This is a genomic window from Shewanella sp. 10N.7 (genome assembly GCF_020806285.1).
In the GTDB taxonomy this organism is placed as follows: domain Bacteria; phylum Pseudomonadota; class Gammaproteobacteria; order Enterobacterales; family Shewanellaceae; genus Shewanella; species Shewanella electrodiphila.
On sequence record NZ_JAJGZS010000032.1, the window covers coordinates 25,013 to 48,962 of the forward strand.

Consider the following 23,950-nt stretch of genomic DNA (forward strand, 5'->3'; position numbering starts at 1 on the left):
TTCTGATTTGTATGGGGGGGGAATTTATTTCCCGCAATAAGACATAAATAATAAATACACGGAGTAAGAAAATGCCTAAATATAGTAAATTGCATAAAGCAATATTGCTGGCTGGTTGTTCTTTTGCAGCCTTCTCAAGCAACCTATATGCTGCGGAAGTTGTAGATGCGCCTAATGAAGAAGCGGTTTCAACTAAAGACATTGAAGTCATCATGGTAAGCGCGCAAAAACGTGAGCAGGCACTAAAAGATGTTCCCGTCTCTATTGAAGTTTTGGATGGTGATTTAGTCGAAAAAATGGGTGTCCAAGACGGTTTCGACCTCGTTAAATACCTACCGGGCTTTGGTATCGATGACAGTACTGAAATTAGAACAACAACATTAAAAACCCGTGGTATTGGTACTTTTACTAACTCTATCGGTTTGCAATCTTCAAACCTTGTGGTTATTGATGGTGAAGTATTACCCCGTCAATCTATGCTAAACCTTGCGGTTGCCGATGTTGAACGTGTTGAAGCGTTACGTGGTCCTCAAGGCACCTTATTTGGTCAAAACACCTCAACCGGTATGCTGCATTATGTGACCAAAAAGCCTAATTTAAATGGCGTTAGCGGTAAAGTTAGAACCGAACTCACCCAAGACAATGGTATAAATGTTAGTGGCGTAGTGAATGTGCCCTTCTCTGACAATTGGGCGTTTCGAATGAACGCACAGTGGAGCGAAGTTGACGGTTGGATTGACAATACAATGCCTGGTCATGAAGATTATAAAATTGGTGAAAAAGATCAATCAGGTTTACGTGGTCAACTTCTTTATGATGATGGCGAGCAATTTAATATCTTATTCCGTGCTGAATATGCTGAAACAGACAGTAACTGTTGTTCAATGACACAGATTGGTCCGGTTAATCCAGATTACGGCCCTAAACCTATCATCAACATTAAAGATGATGGCATCATTGAAGGCACAACTTATAACCGTATCAATTCTTCAAAATCTTTTGATGATACAGGTAAACCTGTTACAGCTCGTAACCCCGAAGCAAACTATGGTTCAACTGAAAACCTCGGTTTTTCTATTGCTGCTGACTATTACCTTAATGATGACTTAACCCTTTCATATAATGGTAGTTACCGAGACTTCGACCTATATAACAGTTCAGGTTTTTTCACTTTAAACTTCCCACTAGAGCGCTCAGCATTTGGCGGTAATGAATCTGTTATCGTGAACCAACAAGAAATTCGTTTAAGCTCGTTCGATAATGAAAAGTTTGATTGGATTGTAGGTCTGTTTTATCACAACACTGAAGGTCAACGTTCAGAAAACCGAGATGGTTGTATCGCTGGTAACTTCGGCTTTATCAATGGCGGTGAGTTATCTGGTTGTTACGATCGCCAGTCTACTCGAAACTTCTTAAGCATGTACGAAGGTCAACAGTTTGACGAAAGCATGATGGCCGACCTAAATCCAGGCCGTTTGCTCTCTGGTGGTAACTTCACCACTAACTTCGAAAACTTTGCCATCTTCGGTCAATTTGAATACCAAATTACAGATCAACTAGATGCCACTTTCGGATTCCGCGCTCTGCATGAAGAAGGTGAAGCAACGTTCGAGCGTACTGATCTGTTTGCACCATCAGATGGGATTGGTATGGATACATACGCTGATGTGTTAGCAATGTCTCAAACAGATCCTTCATTGATTAAACGTCAAACTGAAAAAACCAAGTTCTCAGATTCTGATGATGCATTTATTTACAAGGCTGTTGTCGGTTACGACTTTACCAATTCAATTCGTGCTTATGTCAATTACTCAACGGGTTATAAAGGTTCTTCGTATTTTGTTACTACAAATACTAACCCATTAGATGCTGATCAATTCCCAACAAAACCTGAGCAATCAAGTAACTTTGAAGTTGGTTTACGTACTGGCTTTTTTGATAATGACGTACTATTTAACATCACTTACTTTGATATGACAGTTGAAGATTATCAAGTACGCGCAACACGTGTGATTGATGAAGAAGAGAATATCGTTTTCGCAGGCTACGTGAATGCAAAAGAAGCACGCTCAACGGGTTTCGAAGCTGATGCGATAGTTGATATCACAGAAGATTTACGTTGGACCGCAAGTTACGCCATTTTTGATGCGCGTTACGAAGATTTCTCAGATACACCGATTAACTGCCCTGCAGGTGACGGTGGCGAATTAGCAGATCGTTGTAACACTGATCCTGTAACCGGTCGTCAAACATTCGATCAAACAGGCCTCTCTTTCCCGAATAATGCTGAGCAGCAAGTATTTAGTACATTGAAATACTCTACTGAATTCGGTAACACGGGCTGGAATGGTAACGTACAAGCAGCTTGGCGTTATAACGGTGCGCATACACAAACTATTAATGAGCTAGCGCTTGATCAAAATGCTAATCCTTCTTCAAGTATTTGGGATTTATACTTTAACTTTGGCCAAGACAATTTACGTTTCAGCCTATATGTGAAGAACTTATTCGACAAGCCATACACCACACGTCAAAACACCAACCAAGAAGGTTATGGACAAGCCTTCTACCCTCGTGATTGGAACCGTTTCTTTGGCGGCAGCGTGCAATATGCTTTCTAAGCTCGTTTAATCCATGTTGCCTTACTGTCATTGCCCCAACAGTGATAGTAAGGCTTAAAGCAATACAGCACGTAGCTAACAAGTACGTTACTAACCAGTTCAATAAGGGCGAATGAGATATCCCCTTTCCTGTCTCATTCGCCCTACATTAAATTTGCGATTTTTAGCACAGTGATTGCTAAACATGATGGAAGTATCAAAAACACCTTCGGGTGTTTTTTTATGTCTACAGCATAAGAAGTCGTTACTTCACACATCATGAGGATTATAATTCTATGTAATTTTTTATCTTGCTTGCTAAATTATCTGTAATTGTCGGATTGCCAATTATCGAGAACCTTACTAGGAGCACCATGACACAACTCACCTTAGACAAAATTGATTTCGCGATTCTCTCAGCGCTACAACGCCATGGGCGATTATCCAATCAAGAATTAGCAATCAATGTGGGGTTATCACCTTCTCCGTGTTCTCGTAGAGTTAAAGCTTTAGAGGATGCTGGTTTTATTGCAGGTTACGCAACACTATTAAATGCAGAACAATTCAACCTAGCCTTAACTGTGTACATTCAAATCCGCTTAGAAAAACACGCCAGTGACATATTAGAAGCATTTGAAGCCGATATTATTAATTATGAAGAAGTTCAAGAATGCAGTTTAATCACCGGCAGTGAAGCTGACTATCACCTTAAAGTGTTAGTCAAAGACATGCAGCATTACAAAGTATTCTTACTGGATAAACTCACGACAAACCCACATATAGCGGGGATCCATTCAAGCTTTGTACTTAAAAAAGTGAAAAGTAGCACAGCCATTCCCATCAGTTAATGTGCGCTATATCAAGTTTGTGCCAATCTGTATAAATATATTAAATTGCGCCAGCAAACCTTCCTGGTTGCTATGGCGAAAACATATTTCAATCAATGTAAAAATATCACATTAATTTTCTACACACCCTCTATATACAGCAATTAAATATCGCCACAGGTATTAATTTAGCAATATAGAACCATTGCGCCACGTCAATAAAACACTATCATGCGCGCTCTTTATATTTTCATCCTCATCAGAGAGTCATCATGAGTGCACAAGCAAACGGACATTTTAGTTCAAGAATCGGTTTTATTATGGCCGCAGCAGGTTCTGCTGTCGGTGTGGGTAATATTTGGGGATTCCCAACACAAGCAGCAACCCACGGCGGTGGTGCATTTTTACTCGTATATGTGTTGCTCATCATCCTACTGGGTTACCCAATGCTGATGGCTGAGTTAATGGTAGGTCGTCATGGTCAAACTAACCCTGCAGATGCCATGGCAAAACTGGGTAATTCTGCAATATCAAAGCAGATCGGTAAAACGATCGGTATGATTTCGATTATCACAGCAACACTGATTTGTACCTTTTACAGTATTCTTTCTGGCTGGTTTGTCAGTTTTGCGCTAGCACCCATTGCACAAATGGCAGACCAACCTGATATTGCAAACTGGTTTACCGAGTTTTCAGTTTCAAGGAACTTAGTCTTTTCTTTAGTGTTTATCGCGTTAGTTGTTCTAGTGATCCGACAAGGGATCCAAAAAGGTATCGAGCGTTGGTCTAAGCGTTTAATGCCATTATTGCTGATAATGCTGCTGTTAGGGGCGGTTTATATCTTAACTCAGCCAGGGGCAATGCAAGGTTTAAAGGTATTACTAGTTCCTGACTTTTCAATGATATTTAATGCTGATGTGTTAATTGGTGCCTTAGGACAAACCTTCTTCTCATTAACTGTGGGAACAGGAGCGATGATGGTTTATGGCGCCTATCTAAATAAACAAGAGAACATCGGCCAATTAACTGCTTACGTGACGTTAACTGACACTATGGTAGCTTTTCTTGCTGCGCTAATGATTATTCCAGCAATGTACGTGGCGCAACATAATGGCGTTCAAATATTTGCAGACGATGGCAGCTTACTCAACTCAGATACGCTTGTGTTTAGTGTTCTACCTGCATTATTCGACTCTATTGGTGGCATCAGTCAATATATTATCGCTATCGTGTTTTTTACGTTAATGACCATTGCCGGATTAACTTCTGCTATGTCGATTGTTGAAGTGCCAACCAGCTATATCGTCGAAAAGACATCATTAAACCGCAACAAAGCGACGTTAGTTGTCGGCGTCTTTATCGCCATCATGGCCAGCATCATTGTGTTTAACTTTAGTGCATTATTCGGACTTATCATTACCTTAACAACAGAGCGAGCACAGCCTTTAATTGCTTTAGGTATTGCGATATTTATGGGTTGGGTTTGGCATAGAAATAAGTTAATGGAAGATATTGCACAGCAGGATTCTGTTAACCCAGATAGCTTTTTTTGGCGCTTATGGCCTGTCTACGTTAAGTATATTTGTCCGCTATTAATAACAGTGATAATTCTACAATTATTTATTGGTTAGCTAGAGGCTTATCTGTTAGCGAGGGGTTCATCTGCAAAGTCGTTATTAAACATTGTGTCTCTAAAGGGATCTTTTTAAAACAATAATCAATCACACAAAGGCCATGACGACATGGCCTTTTTTATCACTGTAAAATATAAGCGATTTACACTTCCCATTTCACATCTACAAATCAGGTTACACACAATACTGTATAAATAAACAGTATTGTGATAAATTAAACTATCCCAGTATAGTAATAATGTCATTAGTTTACATAAGGCATTGAATTATTAATAAAAAACAAAAGAGAATCATCTAATGAATGTGATGGGCATCATGCTTAAAGCTAATGAAATGCGAATAGTAACTTTAACGGGCAGCAGAACCTGTCATGAAATGGTTAATGCTAAATTCAATAAGCTCGCTTTGAATAAGCACCCTGAGCAAAAAGATGTGAAAGAACTAGTACAACAAATTATGGACTATTGTAACGCCAACAACATCAATAAAGCGGTGATTAATCGACGCTCTACCACAGGTCAAGGAGCTGGTGGTGCGGGAACTTTTTTATTAGAAGGCGCCATATTAGCTACATTAAATTGTGAAATAGATTTTGTGCATCCAGCAACGTTAAGAGCTACCGATAAGCGTGAAGCAGATCATAAGTCAGCCAAACCTAAAACAGTCGACTTGGGCAAAGCTTATGATCTGGCTTATGAAGCACTAGCCCTCAATTAAGCTATGTAAAAAGCGCTCTGAACGTGGAATGTAGTAATTATCATAGTCAAATGACATTACTACACTGGATGTTTTGGCTATGATTTCATCTCTAGGTACAAAACCAATCACTCGAGAATCAGAACTATGATCACGGTTATCGCCTAGTGCTAGGTAATGACCTTCTGGTACGGTAACCTCAGAAAAATTTGAAAGCCTAGAGCCACTATTACTGGTACGAACGAAATGGTTAACCGTGCTAGTTTCAGAAAATAACTGCTCAATTTTGTCCTCGGATGAATCAGTTGCACTTATTGGTTGATAGGCTAATGTCTTTCCATTAATGCTGAGCACATTATCCGTCAATGCAATGACATCCCCTGGTATGCCAATGACACGTTTAACCAGTCTATTATCAGCAGCTGTAGATTCGAAAATAATAATATCGCCTCGCTGAGGATCTGCAATCTTATAAAGCGAAATGTGCGTAAAAGGTACTCGTAAATCATAAGCCATTTTATCAGCATATAACCTATCACCTTCGATGATTGTCGGTTTCATTGAACCTGACGGCACAGTATACCAATCTGCAACGGCACTTCTAAAAACACTCATTAAGATAATAAATAACAATATCGATTTATTAGCTTTAATCGCTTTTATAATCCTGTTCGTCATATAAACTCCATTTTATTAAATAACAAATTCACTTGTAGATTAGCGAAATGGAATGCAATACAACAGTGAGTTTAAATGATGTTTAATCTTCAATATGATGTGCGAATTTAATTAAGCAGAAGTGTGGCATTATTATGCCAGATATAGGAATGCTTAAAGGGAAGCTAAGTACTTCCCTTTGTATGAGCTTATTTGACCCGAGTGCTGATCCATTTAGCTAATATATTTGCTGACGCGCCATGGGCAATAAGACTGATAAAAACAGTACAAATAACTGTCATCGCAATAAAGTCACCACCCGGCAAATCACGATCAAGCATGATGATAACAAACACAATGGATGCTAAACCGCGGGGTCCAAACCAGCCTAAAAATAATCTTGAGGGGACATTCTCACCTCTTCGCCCCAAAGATATAAAGATAGGTATCATTCTAACAACAGTTAAACTTAGTAGAGCATACAGAAGCATCGTCCAAGTAAACGTTTCAATAGCATTGCCAATGACAATGGCACCAAATAACATCCAAGTCAGTAATGCGAGAATTTCGCCAATACCTTCTGTGGGTAATATCAATTTATGTTTGACGTCTTTCATCAAGTATCCAAACAACAACCCACCAGAAAACGCCGCAATATAACCACTCCCCTCCAATTGTTGAGAAATAGCAAAACAACATAGCGCTAAACTTAAGACAATGTTTTGGCTCCAAGCCTCAGTGATCCAATTTTTCTTATAACTGTATCTGATTAACTTTGATGCGATAAAGCTTGCTGATAACCCCACCGCTAAACCAATGCCTAATTCTTCAGCTAAATAGGTCATTGCTAAATGGGATACTTGCCCTTCTGCAATACTGCCAGCAGCAAGCGCAAGAAATACAAATAAAATAGGTACACAAATCCCATCATTTAAGCCACTTTCAATATTGAGACCTTCACGAATTTTTGCAGGCACTACAGGGCTGGAAACCACAGCTTTACCTAAGGCGGCATCGGTTGCAGCTAACATGGTTGCCAACGCAGCGAGTTCAAATATAGATAAATTAGGAAACAGTAGATAACCAGCAATAAAACCTAACCCAATGGCACCTGGAAGCCCATATAGCAGCATCCGCGTCGGAATATTAATATGCTGTTTTAATATCGATAAATTACTGTTTGAGGCATCACAAAATAACACCACAGCCAAGGTTAAATCGGCAAACACCCGCATAGCTGAATTACCGAGTTCATTGCCCAACCAGCCAAAAGCTGACGGTCCCAGTATGAAACCCACGACAACAAACACCATAGGGCCAGATATCATCGATCGCTCGACTCGGCCTGCAATTAAACTGTAGTTAAAAGCGAAAACAGCTAATATCGCTAATTCTAAATACATGACTCAATCTCCCTATCGAGGCGCTAACGCAATTCATTGCATCATCTAAATTTAAGCATTATTAAAAACACCTAAATTACATCACCCAATGATTATGACCTATTTATTATCGAGCACGACAAGTTTTAGTAGGCAAGCCCAAATATCCACCATAAAAAAGCCTCGAGATATATCGAGGCCAGTTAGTTAATCTACTTAATGCTAGAATCAATTGATATAAATAGCCCTTAAAATCAATAGCTAAAGTTATCTTAAACCGTTAAAGAATGCAATTTCACATTAACGACTACAGATAGTGTTAGCGTCGTGACAAAAGTCATCATAATAAATTAATCTGATTAGGGTTAATGTCTTTAAATGTCGACGTTTCGCCATTAGTCCAACTGACCTCAACAGAATCAACTTGCTGACATTCGCCCAACCCAAAATGGATTTGTTGATTATAAGATTGCGTGTAAGGCGCACCAGATGCGCCGACTCGCCTAATTTGACTACTGCCACAAGCACTAAGTTTTACCAAAGCCCCTTGTGCAGTTGCTTTATCCTTTGGTGAGTTATTTACTGTTACTACAGTGAAGTTCGCATTCCCCGTATCGCGATTGACCGCTTGGTTTTTGTAAACATGCCATTGACCGCGCTCATTTGCGTAAACAAGATCATTAAAACCATCTCTGTTGTAATCAACCACATCACTGCCAGAGCCTGCTGCGCCGAGCTCCAGTGATTTAATGCCATGGTGCGCTTGAACTGTAAATGTACCATCACCATTATTAAGCCAAAGTAGCTGTTCTGTTGCCTGAGACAAATCTCCTTGCTTAACCACAAACACATCTTGATACCCTGAGTTGTTAAGGTCTGCCACCGCGACACTTGAAGTATGCTCATTCATCACTAGATTAGCCTTAGCCGTGACATTGACAAATTTTCCATGTCGATTCTCAAGTAACATGTCTTTAGGCGCAGGCAATTGCTCTGTTGCGTCATATTGCTCAACACCTTTAACTACCCCAGTAGTTGGCGAGAAGGTATTTCCTGCGATCCGCCAGGTATCATTACCTATGTAACCAACATATAGCCCTTTTTTGGGTAGTTTGTCAGGCCAGCCTAATGCATTACTGCTAACCAACTTGATGTTTTGTCCACTATGACGCTCACCTTCAAATTGGTACTTATAAGCTCCCTCTCCTATAAACACATCTTGATTTGGATAAGGTGACTGGTAATTTTCTAATTCAAAAGTGTCACCAATGATTAAATCCTCAAAGCGGAACTTGCCACGTTTAGTATAAAAGGCAAAAGTATTACTGGCTTTATCAAAGAAGGTGTCACCCGCTTCAAATGGTCTTGCTCTAGTAAGATAGAGGTCAAAGTCACCATCATTATCATAATCAATTTCAGCTATACCAGTGACATGTTTTATATCTTGAGCAAACACACCATTAGTCACTTCTGTGTAAGTTAAATCACCATTTCCCTTTAAAGCAATTAGTCGACCATGACCGTATATAAGTAAGTCATCAATTTTGTCATTGTTAAAGTCAGTAACTAGTACTTTTTGCCCATCCTGATAGGTTTGCGGTAAATCTGTCGCATAACTGAGATTGCCTTTACCGTCATTTTGATAAATAAAGTTTTCAGTCGTACTTTTGGGTTTTGGCCCCTTAGCCCGCGAGGGAAAACCCATTAATATTAAATCTAATTCACCATTGTTATTTGCATCAAAAAACTTACTGTTTCTGCCACGTAAGTTTTGTAATGGCGGGTTAAATTCATTACCTTCAATGATCGTTCGGCCATCAAAATGATATAGCTTGGCATTACGTGCATTGGAGCCTGAACCGCCTCCACGAGAAATTAAAATATCAACTTTTCCGTCTTGATTAAAATCTGCAACACCAATGCCATGCATGTCACCCACAATCAAATCATGACCTTTCGAATATGTGCCTTCATTGTTCCAATAAAGCTTTACTGAATATCCGTGATCGGTCAGCAAAAGGTCTGGATAACCATCCTGGTCAAAATCGGCTATCACCGGATTATCCCATTTACGGCGATTAACACTTTCCAGTTTGATATCTTGGTGCTGGTCTGAGAATAATATGCGTTGATTGGTCACTGTGTCTGCTGAACCAGAGTCTTCAGTTGTAGTTTCACAACCTAACAAACTGCCAATAGCTAAACTGACAGCGAGCGCCGTCGATAATTTTCTAAACTGTAACATGAGTGCTTCCTGCATGAAGGGTCATGGTATTAACTCAATTAGATTAATGAGTTAATACCGATGAGCTTTAAAAGTGCATAACTAATGATATAAACACAATCAATTAAGATGAGTGAGAGTCAAATCTACTTGCCGGTAGAAAAGGTTTGATCGAAACGTGGCATGCCTTTTAAACGCCAATCAGCGCCTTCATAGGCTTCATGGAACCAAAGCGGTTGTTTATTATCCCAACTCCACTTTTCCATCTCACGTACCATGTCAATCAACATTGTTTTATGCTTTTTACTCAAATCATTGGTTTCATTTAAGTCCACTTCAACATTAAACAACTGCCAAGGCTTGTCACCCTGCTTTACCGCTTTCCATTGATTGCGGCGAACAGATGCATCGCTATAGCCTTTACGGTGACGTAAAACATAAAAGAGCTCATCTTTATGCGGATCTTCTCCGGCACTAAATGCAGGCCAAATATCTTTACCGTCTAACCTTTTTTGACTCGGAATTGTTATGCCAGCTAACGCTGCAAATGTCGGATATAAATCTAACGCTAACACTGGATGTTCGAAGCGCTGACCAGCAGCAACTTGTTTAGGCCAGTGAAACAACATTGGCGATCTAAATCCGCCTTCATATACGCTTCCTTTGCCTTCCTTTAACGGGTAATTACTAGCACCTTTGCTTAGCTTGCCGCCGTTATCACTTAAAAAAACAATCAAGGTGTTATCTAATTGATTAGTCTTTTCTAACGAGTCAACAACGCGCCCAATACCGCGATCTACCGCATAGACCATTCCTGCATAGGTTTTACGTTTTTCATCGGTAATGTTAGGAAACATATCCATGTCAGATTGTTTCGCCTCTAAAGGAACATGAGGCGCGTTGTAGGCTAAATATAAAAAGAATGGTTTGTCATCGGTCGCTGCATCTTCAACGAATCGACTGGCTTCGCGAGAAAGCGCATCAGTGATGTATTCGTTTTCATCAACTTCTTTACCATTATGTTCCAAAGGCAAAATGTAATGATTGATATTGGTATTGCCCAGTTTTACTTGGTTAGCATATTGCGCTTTAAACTGTTCAGGGAAGTAATTATGCCCACCGCCAGTAAAACCATAAAAATCATCAAAGCCACGCGCATTGGGATGGAACTCAGGCGCTTCACCTAAGTGCCACTTACCGATTGCTCCAGTGTTGTAGCCGTTATTTTGTAGTAGCTTACTGATAAATTGCTCATTGGTTGGAACGCCAACAAATGAACCTTTGGTAGGTAAATTAAACTGAGAACCAATTTTATGTGGGTATCGGCCTGTCATTAACGCCGCTCGGCTGGGACCACAAAATGGATGTGCTACATAAGCTTGTGAGAATGAAGTCCCATTTGCAGCTAACTCGTCTAAGTTTGGTGTTGTAATGTCAGTTGAGCCATTAAATCCAACGTCGTTATAGCCAAGATCGTCAGTCAAAATAAGCAGTATATTCGGCTGTTGCTGACTGGTATGCGCAGTTTCTGCAGCGATAGCTGGTACAGCTGTGACCGAGGTTGACACTAGCATGGCTAATGATGATAAAACGCCCAAAACATTAGCCTTGACCTTAGCTGTCCTTTTTAAATTCAAGTGCTGATACGGGCTTAATGTTGAACTTGTAGTAAGTAATCTATTCATAACATCCATTTCTCTAATTACTGCAATTATCATTAATCATGCTTTATTAATTGAGCGAGTATTAATTTAGCGTGTATTAACTTATTACGCATTAAACGCTCAAAGCCTTTACCGTCACTAAAGTAAATTATCACTACTAGAACTAAGTTACTTAATTCATTTAATAAAATATGATAATTTATTTTGCTTAACGCGATACAAACGGCATTATAAATGCCGTTTTCCTGTACAATTTTATGTAGCAAATCTAGCTACTGAGATGTGAAAACTCTCACATTAAAACTCCTGCAAAATCTCATACACATGCTTAAAGTTTTATACCGGCTGCAACCTTATACTTGCCGACTAAACATGTATCGAATTAGCCTTATGCATATACCCCTGATTCGAATAGCACCTGAGTCAAATAGAGCCTGAGTCAAATAGCACTTTATTCAAATAGCCCCTGATTCAAAAAGAATGTGCTCTACCATGTCACGCTGCTGCGCAGTATTTAATTGATCGGTTCTTTGGTAATGCAATTCTTCTAATGCACTGAGTAATTGCGGATCGGTTAGTTGTCTTTTTCCTATGACATCTAAAGCCATATCAATGACTGCATCTGAGGGATCTGATAGCGCATCCGTTAATAACATCACTTCATCGTCCCTTGAAGCCACACCAATCACTCCAATGGCTGCAGCACGAACATTGTCATAAGGGGAATAATAAAATTGCTGATACGCTTGATTGAATTGCTGCTTTTTCTCTTCAGTCATGTAACTGACTTGGCTAGTCAGCTTTATGCTGTCAGTTAATATATTGGGATCTGTTATATTGACTAAATTCTGTCTTAATTGTTGTCGCTGTTCAGGCAATAACTTATGTGAATAATTTTGTTGGTATAGTTGATTCGCAATAACATCATTTGGATTTTCAATTAAAAACTCAAATATCCCCTCTTCTAAACCTTCATCCTCAACAGACGTTATCGACAATATGGCTGTTATCGCCATTTGTTTAATCGCTGAATCTTGCAGTGAATTAATATCACTCATCAACTGATAAAATTCAGTATTAGAAGATAAATCCCATTGTTGATCATACAATGATGAAATCAGCTGGCATTGCTCAACTGTCATTGCCTCACTGGATACAGCATCTAGATTATCGATAATCATTGGCTGCGGTTTGTTATTTGTTACCCTAATCAAGTTTGAGTCATCAGTTAACTGAGCTGGGTTCTCTTGGTTTGGGTTTGGGTTTGGGTTTGAGTTTTGTAATTGGCCTTGGTTTTGGTCACGTTCTTGATATTCACTTGCATATCTAGATGAAGCGCTATTAGTTAAATCATTAAAGAAGAACCCAAACAGAAAACCAATAAACATCATGCATACTGAAAATAACAAGGCTGCTGCGATTTGTTTGTTAGTTTTAATATTAAACACTAAATTTGTCTGATGATTTAACACTGCATTCCCCTTTTCATGACCCACTCAATAATATGACTATTGATGTTTATAGTGTTTGAGCGGCGAATCACTCACTGCTCAAACACTTTTATTAACGTAATGACAAAGCTAAGGCTTAATCTAAATTTATTTGTTAATCCACACTGTTGCGGCTTTGCCATTTAGTTTGACGGCATCTTCACGGTAAAAGACTTTCGTTGCACGTTCGTAATTGCCCGTTTTTGTAATATTGGCATTTGAAATATCAATACCAAAACGCCCTTTTACAGCTGTGCCAACATTATTTTTGTTAAGCGCAGAAGCCAACAATACTGGTGCAATTGGTTTGGTGTGCCAGCGACGACCAGAAGGATCGTTCGGGAAATCAGCAATCTTAGTTCTGCCCGCGCTTTCACTTGGTTCGACAAAATATTGTGACGACGCACCAATATCAGCTAACGGCGTGTTTTTAGTTTTAGTCAGAGATATGCGGCCAGTAAACTTAGTGCGCTCAAAATAACCACGGCTAAAGGTGCTAGAGTCACTTGAGTTGCTCATTATGGTAAATGCACTGTTTACACCACGGATATTGGTGCCGGTGATATCAGAACAAATCTTTTGATGCGGTTTTAGAAACAAAGCAGCCATACCTTCAGTGTTTTCAATATCAATCATTTTGATATCTGCAATATTACCGACGCGGGGACCTGCTTGGTTTAAGTAATCTGATGGTCTGCCACTACCAGGCTCTAAACGAATGGTTAACCCCCCTTCAGCATCTAAGTTCTTTAGACGCATCTGCTTACCGCTGAATAGTTGGATCAATGCGTAACCTGCTGCCACCTTTGTAGCAGAGATATTTTCGACAACACCCTTTTGCGGAATCCGACCATAAGTCGCATTGTTAGCCACTGTTCTAGCGTCACTATCAGCAACCATAAATAGTGATGGGAAAATAGAATAGTTATCCTTGATATCAAAATTTGATAACGCAAAGTTCTTCACATAACCCACACGTACCGGAATTGCATTTAAGAAAATGGCATTTTTATTGACGTCAATTTTGAAACGAGCATTACCGGTTGAGGTAATCTCCACATTTTGCATTAAAGGCGCACGAGGACCTTGACCATTACGGTTGAGGTTAAATAAAACTTTATCAGCCATTTTAATGGTTTTACCTGACTGAATTTCTAATCGAACATTGGCTTTTAAATCAACTTGCGCCAATTTCAAATCATTACCCATCACTTTTACCACGCCGCCATTTGGCTTATTAGTAGCGCGATCGATAGCGGCTTGAAGTGCTCGCGTTTGCACAGCTGCACTACCCGATAACGTGACGGTTTCAGTTGCTCCGGTCACTTTGTTAGTAAAATAACGGCCTTGATTACCAATACTTGCAGCTGCTGTTGGCGCGACATAAGTCATTGATGCCATTGAAAGCGTTAGCATACTTCCGAGTAAACATGTCTGGGCAGTTTTCCCGATGCTGGTGTTAAAAACGCTGTTCATAATTTCTCCTAATTCACATTATTTTTACTGCTTTGCCAACATTGGAGCCGCAAAAACCCCGCTCTTGGCTATACAGCCAAAAGTGGTTTCCAATCTAAAACAGGGATTGTTGGCGCTTGTGTTATTGACACATTCAGTTGTTAACAAAAGCTTTAGTTAACATATGCTTTAGTTAACATGAGCTTTCATTAATACTGATGCTGTAATCACAGCGCCGATATGTCATCACAACAATTTTTGTTTAGTTCATGATTGTTGTGACAAGTTACTGTTACCTATTTTTACCATTACGCCTTGAGTAATATTCGCAAGGTAAATATAAGTCTACAAAAGGCCTTTCATATGTTGACGAAACTTAACGATAGAAGGATCTTCTAAGCGCACCAGTTCGTCATGCATATATTTAACCATCTGTTTTAGTTGTTTTTTGTACTTGGGATCTTTGATTGAATTGGTCATTTCGTAAGGATCATTGTTCAAGTCATATAACTCATCACGACTATCACCTGGGTTCCATACAAATTTCATTTCTGGGGTACGGATAGCTCTTATTCCAAACCAGCCACCGTTGTACCATTCGTAGGCATATAGCGCGATATCATCTTTACCTTTATCAGCCACATCACCTTGTTCCATCAGTGGTACCAATGAACGGCCATCCACATCACCATCGTCAGCAAGCGTCATCCAATCTGCTAATGTGGGAGCAATGTCCAACATAGAAACTTGACGTTGGATAATCTTCGGTTCAACACTTGGGTCACGAATAATTAATGGCATTCTCATTAATTCATCGTAAGCGTATGGCCCTTTATCATAAAGGTTATGTTCCCCTAGCATACTGCCCTGATCGCCAATGATAATGATGCGTAAATCATCATACATGCCGACTTCTTTAGCCGTTGCAATCAGTTCACCGACAGCATGATCGATCATTGCGATCGCTCCATAATAGAAGGTCCGAGACTTACGCCAATCTTCATCTGTCATGTGGCTTACATCGTGCCAAGGCCACCAAATATCATCTTGAGCCATCGGCTTATGAATACGTTCAATCCCATGATTCTTAGGTAGCTCAACAGTTTTCGGATCAAACATACTCGCGTATGGCTCAGGAACGCGATAAGGCGGATGCGGTTGCTCAAAACTTACGATACCAAAGAAAGGCTCGTCTTTTTTAGCGGCTGCGCGCAACATTTTCTGACCTTCACGAACCTCTTTACCCGCTTTAGTGTCTTCAAAAGTGCCTGGCATAGTGCGGTAATATTCGTGCTTTTCACCATTAGCATCACGCTCACCACGATTAAATTTTTCGATATTGGCCTGTGTTTCATAAGGTGTCCATTGACGGCCATGACGCTCTACGTCTTTATCGTGACCATATATAAACTCAGCTCCTCGTAATGCTGGACCTTGAGCGCCAATATGCCACTTACCGACGTAACCTACCTTGTAACCCACATCAACGGCGCGGCGAATAACGCCTCCTTCTTCTGGGTTTAATTCATCAACGCGTGAATGATATAAGCCGACATTGTCATCTAAGCCTGTTTTATGACCCCAGCGTCCAGTAAACATTGCAGCTCGAGATGGAGAACATAAACCGGTACTGGTCATTGCATTATCAAATCGAACACCTTCATGAGCTAACGCATCAATGTTAGGCGTATTAACTGGGCCATCACGGTAAGAAAAAGTATCGAAACGCATGTCATCAAACATCAAGATCAATACATTAGGCTGAACTTGTTGTGCTGATTTTAAACTAGTGTCGTTTGCTGCATTAGCATACGCAACTTGACTTACTAATGTGCTTATTCCAACACAGGTTAATGTCAGCAATGTTTTCAGATTATTGTTTATCATTATTTTGTCTCTTGTTTGGACTTTCTCTACTCTTTTAAAACAATTACTTAAAACCATGTTTTACAACAGTCACTTACAAAACCTCTTAGAACAACGATGCTAGATTGTGTTCTTCTTTATCAGTAAGTGATTATGAGTAAGTGTTTATAAGTAAATTGTTCTACGAGTAAAGACTGCGCGAGCTCTTAAGAATGTAAATGGATCATTGACACTCTTCCCCAAATTGCCCGCATAACAGTCTTACTAGCTTTTAGCTATGTTGCTATCTCTAAGTCGTACCCTTTACTGTTTAACCACCGAAATATCATCGATATAAAACAAAGCTGACTCTTTAGCGATGAGTGAAGGGTCAATTGAGATTGTCAGTTTGGCATCAGCTGGAACTGCTTGCGTTAGGTTAATTTCTTGACTAACGGTTATCCATTGCGCTTTATGCGCATGATCAATGTGACTTAAATTAATCGGCTTTAAATTAAAACCAACGTCAGTATTCGCATCGTTAGTGACTGTGATATTAAACTCTTTGAGCGAATTACTGGTATCAACCCATAGGCGCATAGAAAAAACATACTTACCAGCATCTAACTTAACAGCAGCTTCTGGAGAGCTGATAATAATCGGTTGCGTAGCATCTGCAGCCAATGCTGACACTTTTAAGCTACGCAAACCTGTAATGCGTTGCTCTTTAGTTATCTCGGCATATTTAGCTGACTCAGTACTGATATCCCAGAACTTTTGGTAATCATTATTTGCTGAGTTTTCAGGTACCAACTTAAGTGGACGCTTATTTTCTTGGAATAAAATAGGCCCTTCAAAACCAAAGAATGCTCTATCTAATAACTGCGGGTTAGGCTTTTGCCACACACGCATATAGTCAACTTCGAAATCTGCTGGTAGTTCATCTTTATTTGGCATCCCAAGCCATGCAAAGATTTCTGAATCTAACCAAATTTCTAGTGGATTATTCAATACCCAACGATCGCCTAATTCTTTTTGAGTAAAACGTTCCAGTAATTTGCCGTCTAAATACAGGTTTAAGTAATCTTCACCCCACTCAGCTGCATAAATATGAAATTCATCAGCTACGCGATATGGCAAGTTTTCTTTATGATGAAAAACACGTGTAGGACGTTTTGCTGGTGGGCTCCAATCATGAACGGTTGATTTAGATTGATCAGGTTTAATATCACCAATGATTTTTGGATTACCAATTTGCTCATAAATATCAAGCTCAGACTGGTAACCAATAGCCCAAAAGGCGCTAGTCATGGATGCGTTAACCGCTTTAGAGCGTATTTCCATATAACCGTTAAGAAAACGTTTATTACTCACAATAGCAGCAGTAGTAATAGGCATAAACTCGCCACTTTCTGCAGTGCCATATTTGGCTTTAATTTTGCCATCTGCGTAAGCTTCGTCAGCAAAATCAAAGTCGGGTTCCCACTGACTGCGAAGTTTGAGTAAACCATCTTCTAAAATAACGTTATGAGGCGCAAACTGCGATGGTGCGCGCCCTTTCCAAATGTAGTATTCATCATTTGCACCTTGAACAAACCATTTTTCTTGATCAATAACATCTGCGTTAAACTCATCACTGATTTCAGTATTTAATACCCAGCCACCTTCATTGTTCGGATCTGAGTACGGCATAACTTGATCAAGTGCCACTGAAGATTGACTGCTTTGTTGACTTACCAACTCAGTTTCAGGCGCTTTTTCATTATTTTGACAAGCCATTAAGCTTTGAGAAATAAGTAACACCAAAGCACTTTGTGCAAATATCGTCTTAGCGAAATTTGACTTGGCAACGATAGGCTTCATTTACGGACGTCCTTTTAATAATCAAATCCCATGATGACAATCACATCCAACAAGATTTGTACTTACTGAAATCAACCCCACATTGTCCAGTTTAAACGTTCAAAACACGCTTTACAGGTTTGTGAAATTTGTTAAATTGAAACCCAATATAAACATATGATGTTTGCATTTGCAATATCTATTTATTGCTTTGCATTACTTTACATTAGCCATATTCAATATATTTAACATCACTATCATTCAAGCGACCACACGCAACACTAGCAGACCTAACCAGTTAATATAATTGCCTTTAAAAATAAATCCATAAATAACAACACTTGTTCTACTCCCTCTACGTCACACAAAACAAATCACTACAATAAGGTTTTAATAATGACATTGTTCATCATGCAGGCAGGCTTTTCTGTTAACAATTAAGATTACTGGAGCTTTAAACCAATATTAAAAATTGTCGTATTTGTACAATCTCCTTTTGTTAGTTCTTGCTAAAATCCCTCCATCAATTTCGTCATCGCTTAAAACACGTTGATAATTTACAGCCCGTCTTCGAGCTAAATAACCATAAAGATTTGCAAGGTCTTCAATATGAACTCACAAACATCATTAGCACAACTTGGCTGGCGACCATTTTTTCAACAACAATTGTCGCTCAATGAACTTGAGTTATTGTCTGTAGAAAATCTTGATGAAAAGCTATATGCAGGACGTGTTATTGAACACCATCGAAATGGGGTTGTGGTGATGAATGGCTCAGGCCAATTTTCATTAACCCAAACAGTCCTTCAAGCAACACAGACTGACAGACTGTGTGTCGGAGATTGGCTGTTATTCAATACTCAACTTCAGTTTGAACGCTTACTAGAAAGACAATCATTGTTTCAGCGCAAAGCACCGGGCAGTAAAATCGATACTCAGCTAATTTCCTCTAACGTGGATAGCTTATTTATTGTTTGTTCGCTCAACCAAGACTTCAATTTAAGCCGAATTGAACGTTACCTTGCGTTAGCAAAAGAAGCGCAAGTAGAACCCATTATAATCCTGACGAAAACCGATCAATGTGAAGATACTTATGTTAAACGTCAGCAAGTACAGTCACTTGATCCATTTATGATGGTTCATGCATTAAACGCTCTAGATAATGATCATTTAATTGAACTCAGCGGTTATTGCAAACAAGGTAAAACTATCGCATTGCTTGGGTCATCTGGTGTGGGCAAGTCTACCTTAGTCAACGGCTTAATGGGTGTAGATACGCAGCTAACGAGTGATATCCGTGAAGATGACAGTAAAGGTCGCCATACGACAACTTCTAGAGCATTAAGATTATTACCACAAGGTGGATTAATTCTAGATACTCCCGGTATGCGAGAATTACAACTCAGTGCTTGTGAGCAAGGGGTAAGTGAAACCTTTAGTGAAATCACTGAACTGGCAACACAATGCCGTTTTGCAGATTGTCAGCACAACTCAGAACCTGGTTGCGCGATTCAAAATGCATTAGATAAAGGGGATATTGATCAAAGACGATTGGTTAGCTATCAGAAACTAATGCGAGAACAAGCCATGAATAGCGCGACGTTAGCGCAAAAAAGAGCTAAAGATAAAGCACTTGGAAAAATGATTAATTCAGTGCAAACAGCCTCGCGTTCTTTTAAAAAAGGCACTTATTAACGCTGTGGTAATTAAGTTTTTAGCTCAATAAATTAATCTATTAGCTCTGTTAATAACCATTGCTGGCCAAATAGTATTTTAATTCATTTAACCAGCGAGCTTCCCTTTACTATTCATAACGTTTAAATAGGAAATACTGTTCGGGGCAGCCGTCAAAACCAGGCGTTGTTCCAATAACCTCGAAACCACATTTCTGGTAAAAGTTTGGGGCTTGAAATGCCAACGTATCGACTTGCGCGGCTTTACACCCCTGCTGTTTGGCTTCCTGTTCAGCTAACTTCATCAACTGATATCCGAGTCTTTGACCACGGTATTCATCACTGACCCACACCACGTTGATTAAAAATTTATGGTATATCGTTCGCCCAGATATGCCAGCGACGATTGTGTTATTGCTATCTCGCATAATTACAGTCAAAGGTTTGGACGTTTCATTACCCATGTGGCTAAAATTAAACTCCCTAACACCATCAACAAGTTGATCAACAATTTTCGACTCTTCTGAGTGTAAAACTTCTATATTCACATCCTTTCCTCTTACATGTTTTGTCACATTCAAACTTATGATTATATTGATTTTATCATTAATACCAATCTATAACTGCTATAAATGCAAAAGCCATTTGTTTACACAAATGGCTTAATTATTATTTCAGTCATTTAAGAGATAAACGTTATAGATATGCTTTCAAAAAGACCAAGTATTTGTTCGAAGCACTGACGCGATTTTCTTTTTTACTAAAGCCATGACCTTCGTCATCAAAAACTAAGTAATCAACATGAGTACCACCAGAGCGAATAGACTCGACCATTTCATCACTTTCGATTTTTAGCACTCTTGGATCATTGGCACCTTGTACAACAAGTACTGGACTTTTAACTTGATGACCAAAAAATACTGGTGAAATGTTATGTAAGCGCTCTTTATCAGTAGCTGGGTCTCCAAGCTCGTCATAAAGACTTTTTCTAAATGCTTCCCAATAAGGCGGAATACTTTCTAGGGTTCTTACCCAATTGGTGACACCAAAAATATTAATGCCGACTTTAAATTCATCGGTAAATGCCATTGCAGCCATAGTTAAATAACCGCCATAACTGCCACCCATCACGCCAATTTTTTCAGCATCAACCCAATCTAGGGTTTGTAGGTATTTTTTGTTGTAAACCACATCCTGTAAATCGTCTTCACCATGACGTTTATCATCTAAATGGAAGAAGGTTTTGCCATAGCCACTTGAACCACGATTATTTATTTTTACAATAGCATAGCCATTATTCACTAAGTGCTGAACTGTAGCTGAGTAGCCTTTACGCGATTGCCCTCCAGGACCACCGTGTATATAAATTAATGCAGGAACCTTGGAAAATTCAGCTTGTTTTGGCTTATACAAAATAGCCGGAATTTCGACGCCATCGAAGCTTTTGAATCTAATCACTTCGCCAGCGACTAAGTTTTGCTCTTTAATGGCTGGATTGCCTGAGTTCGTCAGACGCAATACCTTATCAGTACCAACTTTATGGCTGTATAAATTTGATGGTGATGTATCTGAGTTTATGTAGAACACCATTGATTTAGAATCTTGTGAGAAATTCACCCCACGTAAATCACCACTAGGTAATTCAGGCAAAGAGAGTTCACGATTATTGTTGTGATCGGTTATCGTTAATTGAGTTTGAGCATCAGCATTGATACCTGTGATTTGATAACGACCATCTTTCGAGAAGTAACTGAAACTTACATCCCAATCGGCTTTATAATTTAACTCACTTTCACTGGTAGCAATATCATAGGTCCATGCTTGGTTAAATTCCCCAAACTCATTTGTCGCATATAACAGCTGCTTATTGTCTTTGGTGAAGGTGTAAGCATAATAAGACACATCACCTTCATGCTCTGTAATTAAGCGAGGTTTGTTCATTTTTAGTCGTAAATCAACCAAATATAAATCAGTATTACTATTAGAGTGGTTCTTACTTAAGGCAATAAAACGACCATTGGGACTCATGCTTTCAACTGTAAATCCTGACTCATTTTTATAAATTAAATTACGACTATAGTCTGCAGTACTGTATTGATAAACGTCAAAATATTTAGCATCACGCTCATTGGTCATAACAAAAAACGAATCATCATCTTCATGCCATGACAACATCATGGCCTTCAAGCCTTCACCTGGAGTTAAATCTACTTCATTGCCTTCGAGGTCTTTAACAAATAGATGGTTTAATTCATCTCCCCCTTTGTCAGCACTATAAAGAAAGCGATCATCTTTAGGGAACCAAGATTCAACAAAAATTGATTCTTCTGTGGAAAACGTTAATTGAGTTGTTTTGGAGCCATCTACTGGCACTTTGTATGCGTTGAAGATCCCTGAATCATCATTACTTACCAAAACCGCACTTCCGGAATGATTAATAGATGAGCCAAACACACTGGTCGTTTTATAAAACTCTTCAGCTGTGTAAGTTTCAAAGTTGATTTGAGCTTGAGGGGATATCTGTGGAGCCGGCGCAGCTTGTTTATTTGCGGTAGAGCAACCTGTCAATACTAACGCGATGACAGCAGTACTCATCAATGTCTTAAGCATAATATATCCTTATTTAGCTTGAAATTGGCATCTTAATAGAGCGACAACTCAACACCTTACCAAGAGATAGAACACAAAATAACCTAACATTAACCCACTATGATCGCTAACGACTTTAGTTTTTAACGGCTTTTTAATTGTAAATTTTTAATTTGTTGCTTCTCAGAAATTGATAACACTTTATACCCTCTTGGATAAGGCCAGCCATACCCCCATCGATAAGTGGTAGGAAAATATGGACTGCCACCGACTCGAACTCCTGCCAACATTATATTGGCAATATGAGGCTCACCCACTTTTGCTACACACTGTTTTAATCGTCTGTCCGATTCAAGACGTTGCTTAAAAGTGCCTCCTTGCCAATAGTCGTAATCATGAGCAGTACAGCATGATAACCACAATTCATTTTGGCTAAAGGTTCCATCAGGAAATACACTACATCCATCTGAAGTGAACGGTTTGATTTGCTCAGCATGGACAGTAAAAGACGAAATTAATATGATAATAACAAACAAGCCGCGCATAAATAATTCCAAAAAGACTTCTAATTTATAGCTGTTTTTAGACATCCGTTTAGGTTTTCAGCATTATTAATAATACGTCTTCAGCCAATCACAACCATCTAGTAGTGATGAGATAAAATCAATCATTAAAATATTGAATTAATTTATTAATAACTAAAACCAATCATAAAGACTCTATTTATAATCTTTTATATTCATCCTTAGAGAGTTGAGAATAGGTATAACGTGTAAACAACTTAATAGTGATAAATGAGCATAGTGTAATACCCAAGGCATCGGCTAGGAGATCGCTTAAATCAAATGTCCTTGTACTAATAAACGCTTGGCTTATTTCTTCGACTAACACAAAGATACTGACGACTAGAACAGCATAGTAAATGCGAATATTTCTGAAGCTAAAGTGTGCTAAACGACTTGCCAGTAATCCCATTGTTGTCAACAAACCAAATAAGCAAAAGTGGCCAATTTTATCACCATAGGGAATAGTGCGAACTAAATCGAAAAAGACATTACTTCCACCCGTATTGGCTTGGTAAATAATCCAGCCTATAAACAAAGAGAAACTCACACAAACTAAAATACAAGCTACGTTTATTATCAGGCGATAGTTGAGATGATAGTTGAGATGATAGTTGTCTAAGGAAATTTTATGTAATGGCAATTTCTCTGGTGTATTTTGCATGTAAATGAATTCGTTAACCTGGTACATGTTTGACCTCAAGACTACAATCGGCGACACCATCACGCAAGAAACATTAACTAAAATACACTCTGTAGACGAACTGTATAGGCTAAACACTTTACTTGTCTCATATCTTAAAGAGTTA

17 protein-coding genes are annotated in these 23,950 nt (G+C 39.1%); 5 read left to right on the plus strand and 12 right to left on the minus strand.

The genetic code is table 11. The annotated features are described in order from the left end of the window. Window positions 1–71 precede the first annotated feature (71 nt). The 4 genes from LMH66_RS17595 (at window position 72) to LMH66_RS17610 (ending at window position 5,778) form a co-directional block, all read left to right on the plus strand. Window positions 72–2,621, plus strand: coding sequence for a TonB-dependent receptor (locus tag LMH66_RS17595; protein WP_102527206.1), 2,550 nt, complete (start codon window positions 72–74; stop codon window positions 2,619–2,621). 353 nt (window positions 2,622–2,974) lie between these two features. Next, window positions 2,975–3,448 carry an Lrp/AsnC family transcriptional regulator gene (locus tag LMH66_RS17600; protein ID WP_102435604.1) on the plus strand — a complete coding sequence of 158 codons (474 nt, stop codon included), beginning with the start codon at window positions 2,975–2,977 and terminating at the stop codon, window positions 3,446–3,448. A 251-nt stretch (window positions 3,449–3,699) separates the two neighbouring features. After that, complete coding sequence (locus tag LMH66_RS17605) at window positions 3,700–5,058, plus strand: sodium-dependent transporter (protein WP_229371904.1); 1,359 nt, start codon at window positions 3,700–3,702, stop codon at window positions 5,056–5,058. A gap of 300 nt (window positions 5,059–5,358) precedes the next feature. Then, window positions 5,359–5,778, plus strand: coding sequence for a DUF3010 family protein (locus LMH66_RS17610; protein ID WP_102435608.1), 420 nt, complete (start codon window positions 5,359–5,361; stop codon window positions 5,776–5,778). Here LMH66_RS17610 and lepB read toward each other — a convergent pair. The 8 genes from lepB to LMH66_RS17650 all read right to left on the minus strand — a co-directional run bounded on the left by lepB (window position 5,764) and on the right by LMH66_RS17650 (window position 18,337). Beyond that, the gene (gene lepB, locus LMH66_RS17615) at window positions 5,764–6,435 is read right to left on the minus strand and encodes a signal peptidase I (protein WP_229371909.1); all 672 of its coding nucleotides are present in this window, start codon (window positions 6,433–6,435) and stop codon (window positions 5,764–5,766) included. The two genes, LMH66_RS17610 and lepB, sit on opposite strands and share 15 nt — an antisense overlap. 188 nt (window positions 6,436–6,623) lie before the next feature. Beyond that, entirely contained in the window at window positions 6,624–7,817 is a 1,194-nt protein-coding gene (locus LMH66_RS17620) for a cation:proton antiporter (protein ID WP_229371920.1), read from the minus strand. Between the two features lie 319 nt (window positions 7,818–8,136). Beyond that, window positions 8,137–10,041 carry a CRTAC1 family protein gene (locus tag LMH66_RS17625; RefSeq protein WP_229371924.1) on the minus strand — a complete coding sequence of 635 codons (1,905 nt, stop codon included), beginning with the start codon at window positions 10,039–10,041 and terminating at the stop codon, window positions 8,137–8,139. Window positions 10,042–10,166: 125 nt separating this feature from the next. After that, window positions 10,167–11,618: a sulfatase gene (locus tag LMH66_RS17630; RefSeq protein WP_229371926.1), complete on the minus strand. Its 1,452-nt coding sequence runs from the start codon at window positions 11,616–11,618 to the stop codon at window positions 10,167–10,169. Between the two features lie 521 nt (window positions 11,619–12,139). After that, the gene (locus LMH66_RS17635) at window positions 12,140–13,156 is read right to left on the minus strand and encodes a HEAT repeat domain-containing protein (RefSeq protein ID WP_229371932.1); all 1,017 of its coding nucleotides are present in this window, start codon (window positions 13,154–13,156) and stop codon (window positions 12,140–12,142) included. A gap of 126 nt (window positions 13,157–13,282) precedes the next feature. Beyond that, a complete protein-coding gene (locus LMH66_RS17640; RefSeq protein WP_102527200.1) occupies window positions 13,283–14,650 on the minus strand; it encodes a hypothetical protein in 1,368 nt (455 codons plus the stop codon). 324 nt (window positions 14,651–14,974) lie between these two features. Continuing rightward, on the minus strand, window positions 14,975–16,516 hold the full coding sequence (locus tag LMH66_RS17645; protein WP_229371937.1) for a sulfatase-like hydrolase/transferase: 1,542 nt from the start codon (window positions 16,514–16,516) through the stop codon (window positions 14,975–14,977). A gap of 282 nt (window positions 16,517–16,798) precedes the next feature. After that, window positions 16,799–18,337, minus strand: coding sequence for a family 16 glycosylhydrolase (locus LMH66_RS17650; protein WP_229371942.1), 1,539 nt, complete (start codon window positions 18,335–18,337; stop codon window positions 16,799–16,801). A 588-nt stretch (window positions 18,338–18,925) separates the two neighbouring features. On the opposite strand from LMH66_RS17650, the gene rsgA reads away from it, so the two are divergent. Next, complete coding sequence (gene rsgA / locus LMH66_RS17655) at window positions 18,926–20,011, plus strand: ribosome small subunit-dependent GTPase A (protein WP_229371958.1); 1,086 nt, start codon at window positions 18,926–18,928, stop codon at window positions 20,009–20,011. A 109-nt stretch (window positions 20,012–20,120) separates the two neighbouring features. Here the strand turns inward: rsgA and LMH66_RS17660 are convergent, their stop codons facing one another. From LMH66_RS17660 to LMH66_RS17675, 4 genes are all read right to left on the minus strand, one after another. Beyond that, entirely contained in the window at window positions 20,121–20,537 is a 417-nt protein-coding gene (locus tag LMH66_RS17660) for a GNAT family N-acetyltransferase (RefSeq protein WP_229371959.1), read from the minus strand. A gap of 148 nt (window positions 20,538–20,685) precedes the next feature. Further along, window positions 20,686–22,599 (minus strand): alpha/beta hydrolase family protein, encoded by a 1,914-nt coding sequence (locus tag LMH66_RS17665; protein WP_229371961.1) that lies wholly within the window; start codon window positions 22,597–22,599, stop codon window positions 20,686–20,688. 122 nt (window positions 22,600–22,721) lie between these two features. Next, on the minus strand, window positions 22,722–23,123 hold the full coding sequence (locus LMH66_RS17670) for a hypothetical protein (RefSeq protein WP_229371963.1): 402 nt from the start codon (window positions 23,121–23,123) through the stop codon (window positions 22,722–22,724). Window positions 23,124–23,301: 178 nt separating this feature from the next. Beyond that, a complete protein-coding gene (locus tag LMH66_RS17675) occupies window positions 23,302–23,805 on the minus strand; it encodes a VanZ family protein (RefSeq protein WP_229371964.1) in 504 nt (167 codons plus the stop codon). Window positions 23,806–23,950 lie beyond the last annotated feature (145 nt).

Excerpts from the sequence above, each read along its gene's own strand:
- LMH66_RS17595 (WP_102527206.1), top strand. The coding sequence starts at position 72 with ATGCCTAAATATAGTAAATTGCATAAAGCAATATTGCTGGCTGGTTGT.
- LMH66_RS17640 (WP_102527200.1), bottom strand. The coding sequence starts at position 14,650 with ATGAACAGCGTTTTTAACACCAGCATCGGGAAAACTGCCCAGACATGT.
- LMH66_RS17605 (WP_229371904.1), top strand. The coding sequence starts at position 3,700 with ATGAGTGCACAAGCAAACGGACATTTTAGTTCAAGAATCGGTTTTATT.
- LMH66_RS17600 (WP_102435604.1), top strand. The coding sequence starts at position 2,975 with ATGACACAACTCACCTTAGACAAAATTGATTTCGCGATTCTCTCAGCG.
- LMH66_RS17650 (WP_229371942.1), bottom strand. The coding sequence starts at position 18,337 with ATGAAGCCTATCGTTGCCAAGTCAAATTTCGCTAAGACGATATTTGCA.
- LMH66_RS17665 (WP_229371961.1), bottom strand. The coding sequence starts at position 22,599 with ATGCTTAAGACATTGATGAGTACTGCTGTCATCGCGTTAGTATTGACA.
- LMH66_RS17645 (WP_229371937.1), bottom strand. The coding sequence starts at position 16,516 with ATGATAAACAATAATCTGAAAACATTGCTGACATTAACCTGTGTTGGA.
- lepB (WP_229371909.1), bottom strand. The coding sequence starts at position 6,435 with ATGACGAACAGGATTATAAAAGCGATTAAAGCTAATAAATCGATATTG.
- LMH66_RS17610 (WP_102435608.1), top strand. The coding sequence starts at position 5,359 with ATGAATGTGATGGGCATCATGCTTAAAGCTAATGAAATGCGAATAGTA.
- LMH66_RS17675 (WP_229371964.1), bottom strand. The coding sequence starts at position 23,805 with ATGCAAAATACACCAGAGAAATTGCCATTACATAAAATTTCCTTAGAC.
- rsgA (WP_229371958.1), top strand. The coding sequence starts at position 18,926 with ATGAACTCACAAACATCATTAGCACAACTTGGCTGGCGACCATTTTTT.
- LMH66_RS17670 (WP_229371963.1), bottom strand. The coding sequence starts at position 23,123 with ATGCGCGGCTTGTTTGTTATTATCATATTAATTTCGTCTTTTACTGTC.
- LMH66_RS17625 (WP_229371924.1), bottom strand. The coding sequence starts at position 10,041 with ATGTTACAGTTTAGAAAATTATCGACGGCGCTCGCTGTCAGTTTAGCT.
- LMH66_RS17620 (WP_229371920.1), bottom strand. The coding sequence starts at position 7,817 with ATGTATTTAGAATTAGCGATATTAGCTGTTTTCGCTTTTAACTACAGT.